This is a genomic window from Azospirillum argentinense, from assembly GCF_000632475.1.
Classification (GTDB): domain Bacteria; phylum Pseudomonadota; class Alphaproteobacteria; order Azospirillales; family Azospirillaceae; genus Azospirillum; species Azospirillum baldaniorum.
In genome coordinates, this window is sequence record NZ_CP007794.1 from 785,480 (window position 1) to 803,466 (window position 17,987).

The window sequence follows — 17,987 nt, forward strand, 5'->3', positions numbered from 1 at the left end:
TCCTGGCGAAGAGACGAACAACAAAATCCCCTCGGCAAGAAACGGCCCACAAAAAGGGATGCGGGACATGCAGAACAACAGGGTGTCGTCCGGTTCATCGGGCGGCCAGGGTTCCAGCGGCTGGGTCGACTTCTGGAACCGGCCCAACGCCATCTACGCGAACCAGCGCAATCTGGAGGCGCATTTCGCCTGCCTGCAGAACGATCTCGACGCCCATCTTCCGGAAGGGGGGACCGTCCTGGATTTCGGCTGCGGCGACGCGCTGGCGGCGGAGGCCATGGCCAAGCGCTGCCGGAACGTCTGGCTCTACGACGCCGCGCCCGCGGTGCGGCAACGCCTGCGCGACCGGCTGTCCGGCCATCCGGGTATCCGGATTCTCGACGACGACGATCTCGCCACCCTGCCGACGGGCAGCGTCGATCTGGTGCTGGCCGTCTCCGTGCTGCAATACATCCCGCGCGAGGAGCTGGAAGGCGTCCTTCACCGCTGGCGCCATCTGATCGGAACGCGGGGGCGCATCCTGATCGCCGACGTGGTGGAGCCCGACACGCCGATGCTGCGCGACATCGCCAGCCAGCTCAGCATGGCGCGCCGGCACGGCTTCCTGATGGCGGCGCTGATGGGGCTGGGGCGCATGGCCCTGTCCGACTACCGCCGCATCCGGCGCGAGGCCGGCTTTTCCACCTACACGCCGGCGGAGTTGCAGGCCCGGCTGTCCGCCGCCGGGTTGCGGGGTGATCGTCTGGCGAAGAACATCGGCCCGACGCCGCACCGCCATTCCTTCGTCGCCCAGCCCCTTCAGGCGGCCGGTGATCCGGCCTTGAAGGTCCAGTAGCGGTTCGCGCCGAAGCTCCACAGCATCACCAGCGCCGTGGCGGTGAGCTGGGCCAGCAGGTAATGCAGGCCCAGCTTCTGCGCCAGGGCCCACATGATGGCGCTGTTCACGCACAGCCCCACTGCCGCGACGGCCACGAATTTCGTGGCGGTGGGCAGATGATCCTGCTCGCTGCGGAAAACATGGCCGTAGTTCAGCAAATAGCTGATGACGCCGCCGACGAGGAATCCCGCCGCCGAGGCCAGGACCGGCGGGGCCGCCGCCAGCTCCGACAAGGCGATCAGCACGCCGTAATGGCCGACCGCCGCGGCGCAGCCGACCACCGCGAAGAGCAGGAACTGCACCAGCGGCGCGTGCGCCGCCCGGTCCCTGGCGAGTCTTTCCCCGGTCAATCCTCGTTCTCGACCCATTCCCTCTGCCGCAGCTTGTAGCGCTGGATCTTGCCCGTTTCCGTCCGCGGCAACTGCTCCAGGAACTCCACCGCGCGGGGGTACTTGTAGGGGGCGATCCGGTCCTTGACGTAGCATTGCAGCCGTTCCGCCAGATCGTCGCTGGGCCGCACGCCGTCGCGGGTGACGATGAAGGCCTTGGGGATGGAACCGCGCAGCGGGTCGGGCGCCGCGATCACCGCGCATTCCTCCACCGCTTCGTGGCCGAGCAGGACGTCCTCCACCTCCAGGCCGGAAATCTTGTAGCCGGCGGAGACGATCAGGTCGTCGGTCCGCGCGTGATACCAGAAATAGCCGTCCTCATCCATGCGGAAGGCGTCGCCGGTCAGGTTCCAGCCGCCCTGCACGTAATTCTCCTGGCGCGGGTCGTCCAGATAGATACAGCCAGTCGGCCCGCGCACGGCCAGCCGCCCGATCTGTCCGGGGGGCAGCGGGGTCAGGCTGTCGTCGACCACGCGGGCCTCGTATCCCGGAACCACCGTTCCGGTGGCGCCGGGCCGGACGGCGCCGGGCGGCGAATGGAGGACCGCGTTCAGCATCTCCGTGGTGCCGAAGCTGTCGAGGATCTCCATCCCCGTCACCGCCTGCCAGCCCTCCAGCGTGGTCGCGGGCAGCGGTTCCCCTGCCGAGACGCAGGCGCGCAACGTGCGCAGCCCCTCGGCCAGGGCCGGGTCCTCCTCGATCCGCGCGGTCATGGCGCGGTAGACGGTCGGCACGGTGAACATCACCGTCGCCTTGTGCTTCGCGGTCACCTCCAACAGCCGTTCCGGCGTCGCGCGGTCCAGCAGCACCACCGACGCCCCCACCCGCAGCGGGAACAGCAGCATCCCCCCCTGCCCATAGGCGAAGGCGAGCGACGGCGTTCCACAAAACACGTCGTCGCCGCCGGTTTTCAGCAGCGATTGCGGCGACAGGTCGGCCACCGCCAGAAGGTCACGGTGGAAATGCGCGGTCGCCTTGGGCTTGCCCGTGGTGCCGGAGGTGAAGGCGATCAGCGCCACGTCGTCGGCGGCGGTGTCCACCGCGGCGAAGCCGGTTTCGGTTTCCTCCAGCCGCCCTTCCAGGTCGCCGCCGTTGAAGGTCACGACGGGCATCCCCCCGCCCATCGATTCCGCCGCTGCGTTGAGATCCTTGGCGAAGCGCGCGTCGCACAGCGCCAGCGAGACGGCGGCGCGTTCGAGGATGCTTTCCAGCTCCGTCGCGCGCAGCAGCGGCATGGTCGGCACCACCACCGCGCCGGCCTTCAGCACCGCCAGCCAGCAGGCGGCGAGCATCGGCGTGTTGGTCCCGCGCACCAGAACTCGGTTGCCGGGAACGATGCTGAACCGCTCGGTCAGGAGGCGCGCGATGCGGTCCACCGTGTCGCGGAATCGGCCATAGCTCCACACGTCGCCGTTTCCGATGACGCAGGGGCGGTCGTCCCAGCCGCGCTCCCGCCAGACGTCCAGCAGGGCCGCGGCAGCGTTCAGGCGCTCGGGATAGGTGAGTTCGGGCCGGTCGTAGGAAAAGTCGGGCATCTGCTCCGGCGGCGGCAGCCGGTCGCGCGTGAAACTGTCGATATGACCGGACCGAATCATCCCCTGACGCCTCCGCCACGCACCGTGTTCTTGAGCTTTCCCAACAGCCCCATCAGCTGGACCACGTCGCCGTGGGGCATCCCCTCGATCAGCTCGGCCAGCCAACGGCGTTGCGCCGCCGCGATGGCCTGCGCCAGGGCGCTGCCTTCGGGGGTGATCCGGACGAACTGCATGCGCCGGTCGTTCGACGCCGCGGCGCGCGTGACCAGCCCGTCCGCGGACAGCCGTTCTACAATGCCGGTGACGTTGCCGTTGGTGACCATCATGCGCTTCGACAACTCGCCCATGGTCAACCCTTCCGGCTGGCGGTCGAGCAGGCACAGCAGGTCGAAACGCGGCTGGGTGGTGCTGAACTCGTCGCGCAAACGGCTGCGCAACCGGGCGCCGATCAGAACGGCGCACGCCGAAAGACGCAACCAGAGGCGCATCTCCGGGGAGGCGGCAAGGTCAGCCGCAGCCTCCACATCGACCGACACGTCCCCCTGCGCCTCGGCCGATGTCTCGGCCGCTGCGGTGGCGGGTCCCTTCACGGTCTGTCTCCACTCCCGGTGGGAGGCATCCGCCGCAGCGCCGCCTCCTCTTCGTTCGAAGGCTTACTGTAGTTGGACGCTCGGCCTTTGAGCCATGCAAGGAACGAATGCTTGGTGCACAAGCAATAATCATCTGCGCAGAGATCGGGCGCTTGTGCCCTTGAGAGCGGCACAGGCTATTCGGCGCTCAGATACAGGTCGATTTCGCCCTGCTCCATGACGTGGGCGGTGCCGTGAATGATGCCGTTGGCGACCTGGATGATTCGGTGGATCATCGCGACGGAGGTCTGGCAGTCCATCCGCAGCTTGTCGGCCGCCCCATCCTGGATGTCGACGGACACACGCTCCAGCGTGTGGCGGACCACCTGATGCGCCTGGGCGATGGTGTCCTCGAACGGCCGCTTGAACTTGGCGGGAACGTGGCCGTACGCCTCGATGGCCAGTTCCTTGTCCGAGAAGCCGCTGTCGCGGAAATGCTCCTGGTAGCTTTTGGGCTGCCAGATCAGGCATTCCTCCAGCATGTCCGGCATGTCCGGAATCATCTCGATCAGCATCACGATTTCGTTGAAGTGATTGAGATAATCGGTCGCCAGCAGGGTCTTGTCGGAAATGTTGGTGCCAACCACGCGCTGCCGCCAGGCATGGAAATCCGCAAGTTCATCCGGCGGCACGCCATCGGTCACCACCGGATCGGAATCTGGCGGATCCGGGTCCGACGGGTCGAAGTCTGATTCGGTCATACGCGACTCTGGCATGCGCGGCCCTGGCATACGCGGTTCGACAGGCACGGGTCTGGCGAGACGGTGCCGGGCGGCTTTGACGCCGTTCCGCCACCGGTGCGCGACGCCGGGGACAGTCAGTAATATCGCACTCATCCCTGCGCAAGCCCATGGGCGTGCTTTTTTTTCGGTGCTGCGCAAAAAAACGCCGCCGGCGCGTCCCGGAGGGACAGGCGCTGCGGCGGCAGTGACTGGCGGTTCAGGGAGGAATCACACCATTGGCAGTCCCAACAACCGCCGCTTGCCGATTGTTCCGTCAGATTCGCATGTGCAGCGGACTGAACGGCGGTGAGCGCCCGGAAGGACCCGGAGCCCAAGCGGACGAAGTATGACGTCGCCCGACCGGTTACCGGATTTAATCCGATCAAGCTATCCCGAATAACCCTTTCGTCGTCACTCCCGATACGGCGCGAACTGCGCCATATGAAATTAACTTTGTAAGGGATCGGACGGGAACATTCGGCACAGTCCGGAAAACGCGGCAGGCAAGCCAGCGCCCCTCGGCGGTCCGCACTGGCTGGAGGTACGGGGAAAAAGTCATGGATCAGAACACCCGCCACCTGATGGAACATCTGCCTTATCTGCGACGCTATGCGCGGGCCTTGACCGGTACGTCGACGCAGGGGGATGCCCTGGTGACGCGCACGTTGGAATGGTATCTGGACGGGCCGGGCGGGTCGGCGCCGGCGGTGGACCCGTCGCGCGGTTCGCTCTACCGCTACCTGAACCAGTTGCAGGACAGTTCCGGCGCCCGGGCCGGTGCGCCCGGCGCCCATCCGGTCGAGGCGGCGCTGCACAGCCTGGACGAGATGGATCGTCGGCTCTACCTGCTGGTCAACCTGGAGGATCTGCCGGTCGCCGACGCCGCCACCGTGCTGGGCATTGCCCCGGAAGACGCGGTGGAGCGTTTGAATTTCGCGCGCGAGCGGGTGCGCTCGAAGCTGACCGCGACGATCCTGATCGTCGAGGACGACGCCATCATCGCCTTCGATCTGGCGGAGACGGTGCGCGGTATGGGCCACACCGTCTGCGGCAACGCCGCCACCATGGACGAGGCGCTGTCGCTGGCTGGCCGCCATGCGCCGACGCTGGCGCTGATGGACATCCGTCTGGCCGAGGGTGACAACGGGATCGAGGTGGCGCGGGAACTGCGCCGTCAGCGCTTCCTGCCGGTGATCTTCGTCACCGCCTTCCCCAACGAGCTGGCCAAGCAGGGGCTGGAGCATCTGGGCCCGGTGATCCCCAAGCCCTTCACCCGCGAGCAGATCGAACAGGCGATCACCCGCGCCGTTTTCACCCCCCACCCCGAGGAAGCCTCGCTCGCCATGAAGCACTGAGGTTCCGCGGAGGGGTGGAGCAGGCCAGCCGGCCCTACTTGAAGACTGCCTTACTTGAACACGACGGTGCGTCCGCCGTTCAGCAGGACACGGTGCTCGACGTGGTAGCGGACCGCCCGAGCCAGCACGATGTTCTCGATGTCGCGCCCGATGGCTACCAGGTCGTCGGGCGTCATCGTGTGGTCGACGCGCTCCGCCTCCTGCTCGATGATCGGCCCCTCGTCGAGGTTCGAGGTGACGTAGTGGGCGGTGGCGCCGATCAGCTTCACGCCGCGGGCGTGCGCCTGATGGTACGGCTTGGCGCCCTTGAAGCTGGGCAGGAAGGAATGGTGGATGTTGATGACCCGCCCGGCCATCCGCTCGCACAGGGCCGGGGACAGCACCTGCATGTAGCGGGCGAGCACGACCAGGTCGATCTTCTCCTGCTCCGCGATCTCCAGCAGCCGAGCCTCCTGCTGGGCCTTGCTGTCGTTGTTCACCGGCAGGTAATGGAAGGGAATGTTGTGCCACGCCGCGAGCTGGTAGAAGTCGCGGTGGTTGGACACGATGGCCGGGATTTCGATCGGCAGATAGCCGGTGCGGTAGCGGTACAGCAGGTCGTTCAGGCAGTGCCCGAACTTTGACACCATGATCAGCACGCGCTGGCGCCGCCCGGCGTCGTGCAGCTTCCAGGTCATGCCGAAGCGCTCGGCCACCTGCTCGGCGAAGGCCGCCTGAAGCTCCGCCTGCGACGGCCCCGACGCCTCGGCGGAGAAATGGATGCGCAGGAAGAACAGATTGGTCCCGCGGTCGCCGAACTGCGCGCTGTCGATGATGTTGCACGACCGCTCGGCCAGGAAGCCCGACACGGCGTAGACGATGCCCACGGCATCGGGGCACGAGACGGTGAGGATGTATTCAGAAGCGGTGCCGGACATGCGCGCCTACCGTTGCGACCTGGAATCGAGGGCGGATTCCCTAGCACGATCGTCCGCGGGATGCATCGTGCAATGTGGGAATACCGGAACGCCCTTCCGGCAGCATTTGGTAAGGATTCCCATGCGATGATGAGCCGTTTCGGCATTGGGCCGACCGCAGGGGCGAGCTAGCGGAGGCGAACCATGGGCATGGGCGGCAAGATCATCGGCGAATACGCCAAGGGCAAGGTTGACAAGCTGCTGACGCCGGAAGCGGCGGAGAGCACGTCACGGCACCGGATTATGCACTTCCTGGAGAACATGGAAGCGGCGGTGCTGGAAGCGAACTGCGAGGTGATGGGGCGCGAGCTGCCCAACCTCGACCAGACCTCCTTCCTGCGCATGGCCGTGCGGGTGGCGGAGCTGCGGGCCGACTATCTGCGCGCCGGGCTGAAGGTGGCGGATCACCGGCACCCCAACGCCGCCGCCATCGAGGAGCTGGCCCGCGTCCGCCGCGCCTACGAGGAGATGCAGGCGGTCTTCGAAGCGGCGGAACGGGTGATCGAGCGGGGGTACGTGAAGCTGGGCTGAGGGGTCGCCTCCCCAGCGTCACGGCCCGGTCGATTCCAAAGCATCAGGCATCCATGCCGGGGTGGCGGTAGACCATCGGCCCCGGCCCGCCCTCCTCGCCATTCTTCTCCGGAAGCTGGGGCTGCGGCAGGGCGTAGAATTTGGGCTTGTCGGGGTCCAGCGTCTTCTCGAAGGGCAAGGTCATGGCCATGCCGGACCGGTTCCTCTCCGCCTCGCGCATCGCTTGCTGAAGCTGCTCGGCCAGCTTCTGGTCCCAGGCCAGCTTGTAGTAGCGCGGCTCGGCCCCGCCCTCCAGCTGGAGCCACAGGTAGATCCCCTGCCCCTCCTTGATCTGGGCGCCCAGAATGGTGGCCTGGGCGGTGGCGCTTTGCGCCCACTCCATGCGGACCGGCTTCGGCTTGCTCAGCAGATCGGCCATGCCGGCGTAGGCGACGGGCATGAAGCCGATGGAGACGGCGACAGCCGACACCTTCACCCACAGCCGTCGCGGCGCCCAGATGGCGATGGTGGCGAGCGTGGCGGCCAGCGCGACCGCGGCGACCTGGAAGTCGAGCAGTTGGGTCATGATTTCCTCCCGCTGCGCAGGGGCTTGTAGAGGCTGTGCACGCTGTCGCCGACCAGTTCGCCGGACTCCGTCAGCTTGAAGCGGAAGACGGTCAGTTCCTGCCCCTCCCGGTCCAGCTGGACGGTGGTGGCGAGGAGCTGGCGTGCGTTGTCGCCGTCCGGCCGCTTGGCGCTGACCACCACGGTGACCGGCACCGGGAAGACCATCGCCTTGTTCCGGTAGAGATGCAGGTTCACCGCGTATTCGCCGGGCGGGATACCGCGGCTGTAGCTGGCCTCGTAGTTCAGCTTCGTCGGGTCGGCGTTGCGGCCGAGGTCGTCGCGCAGCAGGTTAAAGATCACGCCGGACTTGTTGGAATAGCCGACCGGCACGTCGCCCGGGGCCTCCACCCAAAGATCGACGTCGGCATCCAGCTCGTCGGGCCAGCGGGCCTCGACCATCACGTTGCCGGGCGCTGCGACGCCCGCCGTGTCGGCCTGCTTGGCCTCCGGCCGGATGTGGGGAAGCAGCAGGATGACCACCGCCACGAAGCCGCAAAGCGCCAGCGTGATGACGTCGCGGAAGACGGTGCCGGCGTCGTCCTCCTCGAACTGGTCAAGGGCCTGCATGGCGTTCCCCCACGGCGACGATCTCGGTGATCAGGTTCACCGTGGCGCCGGACAGCAGGCCGATGTTGATGTTCAGCCAGATGTTCAGGACGCCGCCGACCAGCGTGGTGTAGAGCGCGACGGCCATGCCCTCGATCAGCTTCGACACCATCGGGCCGATGGCGGCGACATCGCCGGCCTTCTCCGGGTCGACGCCCGACAGGGCCATGATGAAGCCGATGACCGTACCGATCAGGCCGAGGATCACCAGGGTCGAGGAAATCTGACGCACCGTACCGATGCGCGCCGACAGCTTGAACTTCAGGGACGAGGCGGCGATCGACCGCGCCCCGGAATCCCGTCCGCGGACCTCCGCCAGATAGCGCGCGGCGCGCGACGGGACGGACGGGTCGAATTCCTTGGCGCGGTTCAGTTCGCGGCTGGTGCGCAGGATGCGCTGCGCCGACAGCCCCAGCCCGGCCAGGAAGACCAGAAAGATCAGCAGGCAGAGATGCGTGCTGTCGGTGGCGATGATGGGGTCGATCAGCCCCTCCGCCCAGGCGGCGGCGAGAAGGGTGAAGCCCGCGGCGTTGACGACCGCGAAGCGCAGAAGCAGCAGGTAGCGTTGCGACACCAGCGACAGGCCGGCGGTCAGTTGGCCGCCACGGCGGCGGCGCACGGTGGGCACGAGGGAATGAACGGGGACGTTCTGGGCGTCTTCGGCCATGGCGTCCGAAACAGCGTCCGACATCGGGCAGCCCTCCATACAGGGAGCAGGGAGCGTTCGGAATGGCACTCCGCAACCGGCGTGCCAGCGGTTCGTCGTCGGTCTCGCCCAATCCCGCAGCCCGCCGCTCCAGTCCGTTCATGTGCTTGGCCGGATAGGATAAATCGCCCCTGTGACAAACAGGCTACCCCGGAAGTCTGAACGGCATCGCCGCAGCCTCCATTGCTTTGGATCAACCGGTTCCACGATTTCGGTCGGCCCCGTGATTAAATTCTGGTCAAAGCTCAGGACCCGATCCATTTGCTGCTTACGAAATAAGCAAAATTATGCTGCATCGCAGCATTGGAATGTTGCATCGCCATAGGCGTCGAGAACACGCGCGCGAATACAGAAAACCCCTTTCCCGCCATTGCGGAAAAGGGGCTTGCGGATGGATTCGTTCGTATTCGTGCGATCAGGCGTCGCGGTAATGTTCCAGTTCGCGCCGCAGGTCGGTAACTTCGCGCTGCAATGCAACCACCCGGCCGACGTCGGGAGCCGTGCGGCGCTCTTCCTTTTCGAGTTCGTCTTCGACCTCGCGCTGCTCCTGCCGGATGATGTTGAACAAGGCTTTCCTCAACATCGCCACCTCCCGAGCTTATTTCTAAAATTTTAGCGCTTTCGACCATCATCATCAAGGAATTCTTGGAAAGAGTCGAATCTTCATAGGGTGGCGACGCCCTCCATGACGGCTTGGCCGCGACAATTGGCGGAGCTAACCCGCCCGGCCTTGACAACCCTTTTGCGCGTCCCCATTGGTTAACGCTCACACCTTGGGCTCAACCTCAGGCCTGTTCGGGCCGGACGCCGCCTTTCCGATCGCGCTCAGGACTTTTGGTTTCGGCGGCCCCAACTCCTTGCGGAATCAGGGGCGAATGGAACGCAGACGTCTTCTCCAGCTGGCGCTGACCGTCCCCCTCGCCGGGGCCGGCGCCTTGCTGTTCCCGCACGCCGCGGGCGCCCAGACCAAGCCCCGCCCGGCGGCGCGGCAACGCATGGTGGTGCTCGACCCCGGCCATGGCGGTATCGACCCTGGAGCCATCGGCGCCCGCGGCACCCAGGAAAAAGAGATCACCCTGCACATCGCGCAGGAGGTGGGACGCCTGCTGTCGCGGCAGCACAAGCTGGGAGTGACGCTGACCCGCGACGGCGACCGCTTCCTGGCCCTGGGCGAGCGGGTGGACGCCGCGCGCGCGGCGCGGGCCGACCTGTTCGTGTCCATCCACGCCGACAGCGCCCCCAACCGCGAGGCGCGCGGCCTGTCCGCCTACACCCTGTCCGAGAAAAGCTCCGACTCCTTCGCCGCGGCGCTGGCCCGCAAGGAGAACGCGGTGGACCGGCTGGGCGGCGTCGACGTGAAGGACGCTAAGAAGGCCGTGAAGGAGATCCTGCTCGACCTGACGGCGCGCCACACCAAGCACGCGGCGCTGGTGGCCCGCCACGCGATCGTGAAGGGGGCGGGGAAGGACATGCTGCTGCTCGACAACCCGATGCGCTCGGCCAACTTCGCGGTGCTCAAGGCGCCGGACATCCCGTCCGTTCTGCTGGAGACCGGCTTCCTGTCGAATCCAAAGGACGAGGCGATCCTGCGCGACCCCAAGGCGCGGCAGAAGATCGCCCGCGTTCTCGCGCGCGAAATCGCCGGGCTGGTGACGCGCGCGCCCTTTGCCTAGCCCGGATTCCTTCGCGCTCGCAGCGAGTGAAACATTCGTGCATCACCCCGGGACAAAACCACGATGAAGCCTGACACTCCCAAGATTCCCCATTGCCAACGCACCTGCGGCATGACTTTTTCCGCCCGCCCGTTCTTTCGGCGGGCCGGGGATCGGAGGCAGAGCGTGTCGGGGTTTGGCCGCCTTTGGGCGCTGGTCGGGATGGCCGCTGTCGCGGGTCTTGCGTCTGGCTGCGCGCCCGTCGTGCTGGGCGCCGCCGGGGGCACCGCCGTCGTCGCGGCCAGCGAGCACCGTGGCCTATCCGGCTTCGCCTCTGACACCGAAATCAAGGCCCGCATCAACCATCTGTGGTTCCAGCATTCGCTGGAGATGCACAGCCGCATCGGCCTGACCGTCGATCAGGGCCGCGTGCTGCTGACCGGCCGCGCCACCGACGCCCAGATGCGCCTCGACGCCGTGCGCCTGTGCTGGCAGGTGGAAGGCGTCAAGGAAGTCATCAACGAGATCCAGGTGGACACCGACTCGGGCATCATGGACAGCGCCCGCGACACCTGGATCACCACGCAGCTGCGCACCAAGCTGACCTTCGATTCGCAAATTCATAGCCAGAATTTCAGCATCGATACCGTCAACGGCGTCGTCTATCTCATGGGTCTGGCCACCCACCAGGGCGAGCTCGACCGCGTGATCGAGCACGCCCGCACGCTGCCGAACGTCCAGCGTGTCGTCAACTACGCCCGCGTCCTCTAGCGCACCAGGGTCTCCGCACCGCCATGGCCATCCTGCCCGCCCCCGCCCGCCGTCTTGCCGCCTCCGCCGCCATGAGCCTGTTCATGGCGCTGGCGGCGTTCACCGTGGCGGTGGGGGGAACCGGCACCCCGGCGGCGGCGCAGCAGCCGCTGCCCGACCAGGGTCCGGCCAACCGCCTGTTCGTCCAGGCGATGCAGATGATCCGGCAGGCGGACAACACCTATGACATCGCCGAGGAAAGCCGTTTCCTGAAGGAGGCAGACCGGCTGCTGAACGAAATCGTCGTCAAGTATCCGGACAGCGCGCTGGCCGTCCAGCTCGTCACCAACCAGTTCGTCGGCGATTTCGACTTCTTCGAGTTCCGCTCGCGCATCCGCTCGCTGGTCTGCAACGAGCCGATGACCTCGCTGTGCTTCCTGCACCGGGTGGCGGAGATGCTGCCCCCGGTGGAGACGCCGATCACCGCCGCCCGCTGGGACTGGCTGTCGCTGGCCGTCGCCTACAACACCATCGGCGACACCGCGCGGGCCAAGGAGATCATCGCCCCCTTCGTCAGCGCGGTGCGCCGTGGTGCCGCGTCCGACGGGGCCGGTCAGGATCTGTTCGTCGCCCGCGCGCTCGCCCTGATGGGGCAGAACCAGCTCGCGCTCGACATCACCCGGCAGATCCCGGAATGCTCGACCCGCATCTACAACCTTGCCGACATCGCCAAGGCGGCGGCGTGGCGCGGCGACATGGCGCTGGCCGGGCAGCTCGCCGAGGAGGCCAAGGCCTACGCCACCGCCCGCAACTGCAGCTGGGAGCTGGGTCTGGTCGCCCAGACTCTGCTGCGCGCCGGCAAGGAAGGGGCGGCCCGCACCCTGTTCCTGAACACGGTGGAGACGCAGTTCTCCAAGTTCCGCGAGACCAAGACCGACTGCTGCCCGCCGGAGCTGGCCGTCGCCGCGTCGGAGCTGGGCGACACCAATCTGGCGCTGGGCCTTCTGCGCACCGTGCAGGACGAGAACCCCTGGACGATCCCGGCGGTGCTGGGCCGCATCGCCCGCCGCTCCGACGCGTCGGTGGCGCTGTCCTACGCCGAGCAGGTGCAGGACCTCGACATCCGCGGCGAGGCCCTGGCCGAACTGATCGAGGCGGCGCTGAAGCGCGGCGACCCGACCAGCGCCAACGAGCTGATGAAGCGGCTGACCCGTCTGGTGGACGAATCCGCCGGCCGCCGCCCCGGCCTGCTCGCCCAGAAGGCCAAGGCGGAAAAGGTGATGTACGGCGACGACCGCTGGCGCAAGAGCTTCCAGGGCTCGCTCAACGCCGCGGACCGGGCGAGCAACTTCGTCCGACGCGACATCGGCGCGCCGCTGCTCGCCGCCCTGGTGCGGATCGAGACCGGCCTGCCGATGCTCGACTGAGGCTGGCTAACGGCCCCGTCAGGGCCGCGTAGCCAGCACCACCAGCCCGGCCACCGGCGCACCGCTCTCGTGGCGCAGGGTGTCCGGGGCGAGGCGCAGGGTGGTCAGCCCCGCGGCGCTCAGCCCGTCCCGCACATGGTCTTCCGTATGGGCGTAGCGGCCGTGCGGGCTGACCCGCCAGGGCGCCCCGCCCTCCTCCAGCCGCTCCACCGTGAAGGCCAGACGCCCACCGGGACGCAGCGCCGCGGCGGCCTGTGCCAGCACTCCGTCCAGAGCACCGAAGTAGCACAGCACGTCGGCGGCCACGATCAGGTCGAAGGCCGCCGGGCGTTCCGACAGGAAGGCGCCGAGTTCCGCCTCCTCCAGCGCGTCGTACAGGCCGCGGGCGGCGGCGCGCTCCAGCATGCCGGGGGAAAGGTCCACCCCGACCAGCCGGCGGGCCGGGCCGCGCAGGAAGGGGCCACACAGGCCGGTGCCGCAACCGGCGTCCAGCACGTCCAGGCTTGAGTCCTGCACGATTCCCACGTCGGCCAACGCCGCCGCGAGCAGCGTCGGCGCGCGGTAGCCCAGCTCGCCCAGCAGCTTGTCGTCGAACTCCCCAGCGAACAGGTCGAACACCTGCCGGACATAGGCATCGGACGCCCGGTCCCCGGCGTCCAGCCCGGCGACGGCGGCACCGATGTGGCGGGCCACTGGATGGTCGGGATGGTCGCGCAGCCACAGCCGGCCGAACCGCGCCGCCTCCTCGTGCCGTCCCTCCTCGTGAAGCAGGTAGAGGGCGCCGGACAGGTTGTCGTGCGCCTCGTCCCAGCCGGGCCGTAAGGCCAGCGCCCGGCGGTAGGCCATGGCGGATTCGGTCAGCCGGTCGCCGTCGCGCAGCAGGTTGGCGAGGTTGTTGAACGCCTCGGCGTAGGCCGGTTCCTCGACCAGCGCCCGGCGGAAATGCCGCTCCGCCGGCGCCACGTCGCCCGCCGCCTTCAGGGCCGAGGCCAGATTGTAATGGACCAGCGGATGGTCGAGGCCGCAGGCCAGCGCCTCGCGGTAGGCGGCGACCGCCTCCTCCGCGCGGTCCAGGGCGCGCAGGACGTTGCCCAGGTTGTTGTGCGCCTCCGCGAAACGCGGGTTCAGCGCCAGCGTGCGTCGATAGGCGGCCTCCGCCTCCGCGGCCAGCCCGTCCGAGGCCAGGGCGTTGGCCTCCGCATAGAGGCGCATGGCCTGAGCGGCCAGACCGCCGAGCCTCCCCGCGCCACGGGCGAGCAAGCCCGGACGCGGCGACGGGGGGCGGGGCGGGTCGCTCGGCTCGGACACGGATCGGCTCCTGAATGGGGCATGGGCTGACAGCATCTTTCTAACAGCATCTTTACCGGGAAGCGGTGAACATGGCACTCCCTTCCAGCAAAGGACCGGCGGCAACAGACCGGCGGGAGGCCCCGCAACCCGGGGCCGGATCGGGCAAACGGAAAAGGCGAACCCCATGAACCAGCCCCCCGACCAGGCTTCGCCGGCGACACCCGACGACGTCGCCGCCCGGCTCGGCCGCGCCGTCGCCCACCATCGGGCGGGGCGGCTGGCCGATGCGGAGCGCGACTACCGCGCTGTCCTGGCCGCCGCCCCGCGCCACCCCGACGCGCTGCACCTGCTGGGCGTGCTGGCGCTCCAGGCCGGGCATCCCGGCCCCGCCGTCGAGCTGATCGAAGAGGCCATCCGGCAGGCCGGCGGCGTCGCCGATTACCACGACAATCTGGGAAGCGCGCTCGCCGCGCTGAACCGTCACGCCGAGGCGGTGGACGCGCACCGCATGGCCGCCGCCCTGAATCCCCTGTCCGCCCAGCCGCGCTACAATCTGGGCAACGCCTTCCAGGCGCAGGCGCTTCCGGGGTTGGCGGCGCTGGCCTTCACCGCGGCGGTGGAGCTTGAGCCCGGCTACGCCAAGGCCTGGTACAATCTCGGCAACGCGCTCCGCGCCCAGAACCGCCTCGCCGACGCCCTGCGCGCCTTCGCCCGTGCCACGGTGCTCACGCCCGCGATGGTCGAGGCCCACATCAACCTCAGCGACGCGCTGTCCACCGCCGGACGGCTGGACGAGGCGCTGGCCCAGGCCCGCGCCGCGTTGCGTCTGCGGCCCGACGATCCCAAGGCCCATCACACGCTTGGCGCCGTCCTGCAGCGCAAGGGCGCCTTCGAGAGCGCGGAGATCGCCTACCGTGAAGCGCTGAAGCGCGCGCCCGACAGCCTGACGACGCTGAACAATCTGGGCAGCGTTCTCCTGAAGCTGGGACGCCCCTCCCAGGCCGAGCGGTGCTTCCGTGAGGTGCTTGGCCGGAACCCGCACGCTGTCGAAGCCATCCACAATCTCGGCAACGCGCTTCGGGCGCAGGGGCAGTTCACCAAGGCGGAAGCCTGCTACGAGGAGGCGCTGGCCCACGACCCGAACCTTGCCAGCGCCAGCGACAACCTCGCCGTCATCGCCCTTCTGCACGGACGGCTGGAGCGCGGCTGGGAGGGCTACGAACGGCGTTTCGCCGCCGGCCGGGTCCGGCCCGACCGGCGCATCGACGCGCCGCGCTGGCGCGGCGAAGGGCTGCGCCGGCGCCGTCTGCTGATCTGGCGGGAACAGGGGATGGGCGACGAGATCCTGTTCGCCTCCTGCTATGGCGATGCAATCGCCTGGGGCGGCGGGCCTGTGACCATCGAGACCGACCCGCGGATGGTCAGCCTGTTCGCCCGCTCCTTCCCGCGCGCGACGGTGCGGGCGGAGACGCTGGACGCCGAAGGGCAGGAGACGGTTGCTCCTCCGGATGCCGACCTCCAGGTGCCGGCGGGCAGCCTGCCCAGCCTGTTGCGAGGGACCCTGGACGCCTTCGACCAGTTCGTCCCCTGGCTGAAGCCCGATCCAGCCCGCACCGCCCTGTGGCGGGAGCGGCTGGACGCGCTGGGGCCGGGCCTGAAGATCGGTGTTGCCTGGCGCAGCCATCTGGCAACGCCCGAGCACAAGGGCGCCTACACCACACTCGACCAGTGGGGGCCGTTGCTCGCGTTGCCGGGGGTGGTTTTCGTCAATCTGCAATATGGCGACTGCGCGGCGGAGATCGCCGCGGCGGAGGCGCGGTTCGGCGTAACCATTCGCCGCTGGGACGATCTCGACCTGAAGGATGATGTCGAGGGGGCGGCGGCGCTGACCGGCAACCTGGATCTCGTCATCACACCGGCGACGGCGGCGGGCGAACTGGCCGGCGCCCTCGGCGTGCCGGTCTGGCGCTTCGGACACCGCGACTGGACGCAGCTCGGCACCGGGGTCCGTCCCTGGTTCCCGTCGATGCGCCTGTTCCAGCCGCGCCCCGGCGAAACCTTCGACGACGTGTTGGCGGGCATGGCGCGCCGCCTCGCCGCGATGCGGCCCGCTCCCGCCCCCGAGCGCGTGGCCGCTCCGCCTCCACCATCGGCGCCCCCCGCCGATCCGGAAGCCTTGCTGAATCACGCCATCCTCTCGCACCGGTCCGGGCGGCTGGGCGACGCCATGGCGGCCTACCGCGCGGTCCTCGATCTGGCGCCGACGCACGGCGACGCCCTTCATCTTCTCGGCCTGACCCAGCATCAGGCGGGCCACCACGCGGAGGCGGAGCACCACATCGCGGCGGCGCTGCGGACCGATCCGGACTTCCCCACGGCCTGGAACCATCTCGGCCTCGTCCGGCAGGCCCTGGACCGTCCGGATCAAGCCCTCGCCTGCTTCCGCCGCGCCATCGCCCTGCGCCCGGACTTCCCCGAGGCGATGACCCATATGGGGCTGAGCATGAACCGGCCGGACCAGCGGGCCGAGGCCAAGCGCTGGCACCGCCGGTCCATCCATCTCGCACCGGCCAACCCGGCCGCCCACACCAACCTGGGCTACGCCTGCGAGGTCGAAGGACAGTTCGACGCCGCCGCGCGGCATTACCGGCGCGCGCTGACCCTGCGGCCGGACTCCGCCGACACCCTGAACAACCTGGGCACTCTCGCCAAGTTGGCGGATCGGCCGGCCCTCTGCCGACGCTTCCTTGACCGTGCCCTGCGGGTGGCCCCAGGCTTGGCGCTCGCCGCCTGGAACGTCGGGCTGCTGGCCTTGGCCGACGGCGACCTCGCCACCGGCTGGGCCGGTTACGGCCGCCGCTTCTCCGCCCGCCAGCTTCAGCGGGCGCGCCGCATCGCGCTGCCGGTCTGGGCCGGCGACGCACTGCGGGGGCGCCGCCTGCTCGTCTGGCCGGAACAGGGCTTGGGCGACGAGATCCTGTTCGCCTCCGTCTTCGAAGACCTGAAGGACAGCGGCGGGCCCGTGGTTCTCGAATGCGACGCGCGTCTGGTGTCCCTCTACGCCCGCGCCTTCCCCTGGGCGACGGTGCGGGCGGAGTCCGTCACCGCCGACGGAAGCGAACGCCTTGACCCGCCGGACTGCGACCTGCAGATCGCCGCCGGCTCCCTGCCCGCCCTGTGGCGCGACCGGCTGGAGCGCTTCCCGGTTCGCCCATCCTTCCTGACGCCCGACCCCGAGCGGGCCGCCTTCTGGCGGAGACGGGTGGACGCGCTCGGCCCCGGCCTGAAGGTGGGCATCAGCTGGCGCAGCCAGATCGTCACGGCCCATCGCGAAGGCGCCTACACCCGCATCGCCGACTGGCTGCCGTTGCTGGAGGTGCCGGGCGTCCGCGTCGTCAACCTGCAATATGGCGACTGCACCGCCGAATTGGCGTCCATCGAGCCCAACGGCGTGCGGCGGGTCCATCGCTGGGACGATCTGGACCTGAAGAACGACCTGGAGGGGGTGGCCGCCCTGATGGCGGCGCTCGACCTCGTCATTCTGCCGGCCACCGCCGCGGGGGAACTGGCGGGTGCCCTGGGGGTGCCGGTCTGGCGCCTGGGCGGCCGGGACTGGACATGGTTGGGCAGCGGCGCGCGGCCCTGGTTCCCCACCCAAAGGCTGATCGCCCCATACCCCGGCGAGACCTCCGCCGACGTGGTCCATCGGATCGCCCGGATGCTGACCCGGATGGCTGGGAACACCCTCCCCAACGAGGTATGACGACGCGAGGACGTCCAACCGTTCGATATAATCCCGCAACGAACGGAAAAAGGCAGGCATATGCGGCGAATTGTCCTACCCTCCATCGTAAGGGGCGGTCACTCCCCGTCTTTGGAGTACTAGGACAAAAGTTTGGGGTTGTTTGGCGGCACGGATGAGTGAACACTATGGTTTCCGGCCTGCCGGACTTGGC

Annotated in this window: 17 protein-coding genes; 7 read left to right on the plus strand and 10 right to left on the minus strand. The window is 68.5% G+C overall.

The genetic code is table 11. The features are described 5' to 3' along the window. Positions 1-67 precede the first annotated feature (67 nt). On the plus strand, positions 68-835 hold the full coding sequence (locus tag ABAZ39_RS17735; RefSeq protein WP_063922698.1) for a class I SAM-dependent methyltransferase: 768 nt from the start codon (positions 68-70) through the stop codon (positions 833-835). Here ABAZ39_RS17735 and ABAZ39_RS17740 read toward each other — a convergent pair. The 4 genes from ABAZ39_RS17740 to ABAZ39_RS17755 all read right to left on the minus strand — a co-directional run bounded on the left by ABAZ39_RS17740 (position 799) and on the right by ABAZ39_RS17755 (position 4,131). Next, positions 799-1,227, minus strand: coding sequence for a GtrA family protein (locus ABAZ39_RS17740; RefSeq protein ID WP_247874696.1), 429 nt, complete (start codon positions 1,225-1,227; stop codon positions 799-801). The genes ABAZ39_RS17735 and ABAZ39_RS17740 overlap by 37 nt on opposite strands. Then, entirely contained in the window at positions 1,224-2,861 is a 1,638-nt protein-coding gene (locus ABAZ39_RS17745; RefSeq protein ID WP_040134205.1) for an AMP-binding protein, read from the minus strand. Before ABAZ39_RS17745 ends, ABAZ39_RS17740 begins: the two co-directional genes overlap by 4 nt. Continuing rightward, the gene (locus ABAZ39_RS17750) at positions 2,858-3,391 is read right to left on the minus strand and encodes a MarR family winged helix-turn-helix transcriptional regulator (RefSeq protein ID WP_040134206.1); all 534 of its coding nucleotides are present in this window, start codon (positions 3,389-3,391) and stop codon (positions 2,858-2,860) included. The genes ABAZ39_RS17745 and ABAZ39_RS17750 overlap by 4 nt, the downstream gene beginning before the upstream one ends. A gap of 176 nt (positions 3,392-3,567) precedes the next feature. Further along, positions 3,568-4,131 carry a hypothetical protein gene (locus ABAZ39_RS17755; protein ID WP_051658220.1) on the minus strand — a complete coding sequence of 188 codons (564 nt, stop codon included), beginning with the start codon at positions 4,129-4,131 and terminating at the stop codon, positions 3,568-3,570. Positions 4,132-4,709: 578 nt separating this feature from the next. Between ABAZ39_RS17755 and ABAZ39_RS17760 the strand changes: the two genes are divergently transcribed. Further along, positions 4,710-5,507 (plus strand): response regulator, encoded by a 798-nt coding sequence (locus tag ABAZ39_RS17760; RefSeq protein ID WP_040134207.1) that lies wholly within the window; start codon positions 4,710-4,712, stop codon positions 5,505-5,507. Between the two features lie 50 nt (positions 5,508-5,557). Here ABAZ39_RS17760 and purU read toward each other — a convergent pair whose 3' ends face one another. Further along, positions 5,558-6,424, minus strand: a complete 867-nt coding sequence (purU, locus tag ABAZ39_RS17765) for a formyltetrahydrofolate deformylase (protein WP_040134208.1) — start codon at positions 6,422-6,424, stop codon at positions 5,558-5,560. Positions 6,425-6,607: 183 nt separating this feature from the next. Here purU and ABAZ39_RS17770 point away from each other — a divergent pair, with 183 nt between their 5' ends. Continuing rightward, a complete protein-coding gene (locus ABAZ39_RS17770) occupies positions 6,608-6,994 on the plus strand; it encodes a hypothetical protein (RefSeq protein WP_051658221.1) in 387 nt (128 codons plus the stop codon). A 43-nt stretch (positions 6,995-7,037) separates the two neighbouring features. Here the strand turns inward: ABAZ39_RS17770 and ABAZ39_RS17775 are convergent, their stop codons facing one another. The 4 genes from ABAZ39_RS17775 to ABAZ39_RS36430 all read right to left on the minus strand — a co-directional run bounded on the left by ABAZ39_RS17775 (position 7,038) and on the right by ABAZ39_RS36430 (position 9,480). Continuing rightward, the gene (locus ABAZ39_RS17775; RefSeq protein WP_040134209.1) at positions 7,038-7,559 is read right to left on the minus strand and encodes a hypothetical protein; all 522 of its coding nucleotides are present in this window, start codon (positions 7,557-7,559) and stop codon (positions 7,038-7,040) included. Continuing rightward, a complete protein-coding gene (locus ABAZ39_RS17780; protein WP_040134210.1) occupies positions 7,556-8,167 on the minus strand; it encodes a DUF2135 domain-containing protein in 612 nt (203 codons plus the stop codon). The genes ABAZ39_RS17775 and ABAZ39_RS17780 overlap by 4 nt, the downstream gene beginning before the upstream one ends. Further along, on the minus strand, positions 8,154-8,897 hold the full coding sequence (locus tag ABAZ39_RS37005) for a MotA/TolQ/ExbB proton channel family protein (protein ID WP_051658222.1): 744 nt from the start codon (positions 8,895-8,897) through the stop codon (positions 8,154-8,156). The genes ABAZ39_RS17780 and ABAZ39_RS37005 overlap by 14 nt, the downstream gene beginning before the upstream one ends. A 430-nt stretch (positions 8,898-9,327) precedes the next feature. Next, positions 9,328-9,480: a hypothetical protein gene (locus tag ABAZ39_RS36430; protein WP_162473411.1), complete on the minus strand. Its 153-nt coding sequence runs from the start codon at positions 9,478-9,480 to the stop codon at positions 9,328-9,330. 307 nt (positions 9,481-9,787) lie between these two features. Between ABAZ39_RS36430 and ABAZ39_RS17790 the strand changes: the two genes are divergently transcribed. From ABAZ39_RS17790 to ABAZ39_RS17800, 3 genes are all read left to right on the plus strand, one after another. Then, positions 9,788-10,585 carry an N-acetylmuramoyl-L-alanine amidase family protein gene (locus tag ABAZ39_RS17790; RefSeq protein WP_040134211.1) on the plus strand — a complete coding sequence of 266 codons (798 nt, stop codon included), beginning with the start codon at positions 9,788-9,790 and terminating at the stop codon, positions 10,583-10,585. 201 nt (positions 10,586-10,786) lie between these two features. Continuing rightward, positions 10,787-11,335: a BON domain-containing protein gene (locus ABAZ39_RS17795; RefSeq protein ID WP_244621374.1), complete on the plus strand. Its 549-nt coding sequence runs from the start codon at positions 10,787-10,789 to the stop codon at positions 11,333-11,335. A 23-nt stretch (positions 11,336-11,358) separates the two neighbouring features. Then, positions 11,359-12,741 carry a hypothetical protein gene (locus tag ABAZ39_RS17800; RefSeq protein WP_040134212.1) on the plus strand — a complete coding sequence of 461 codons (1,383 nt, stop codon included), beginning with the start codon at positions 11,359-11,361 and terminating at the stop codon, positions 12,739-12,741. Positions 12,742-12,759: 18 nt separating this feature from the next. Here the strand turns inward: ABAZ39_RS17800 and ABAZ39_RS17805 are convergent, their stop codons facing one another. After that, positions 12,760-14,049, minus strand: a complete 1,290-nt coding sequence (locus ABAZ39_RS17805) for a methyltransferase (RefSeq protein ID WP_040134213.1) — start codon at positions 14,047-14,049, stop codon at positions 12,760-12,762. 166 nt (positions 14,050-14,215) lie between these two features. Between ABAZ39_RS17805 and ABAZ39_RS17810 the strand changes: the two genes are divergently transcribed. Further along, the gene (locus ABAZ39_RS17810; RefSeq protein ID WP_040134214.1) at positions 14,216-17,794 is read left to right on the plus strand and encodes a tetratricopeptide repeat protein; all 3,579 of its coding nucleotides are present in this window, start codon (positions 14,216-14,218) and stop codon (positions 17,792-17,794) included. The last annotated feature ends 193 nt before the right edge of the window (positions 17,795-17,987 follow it).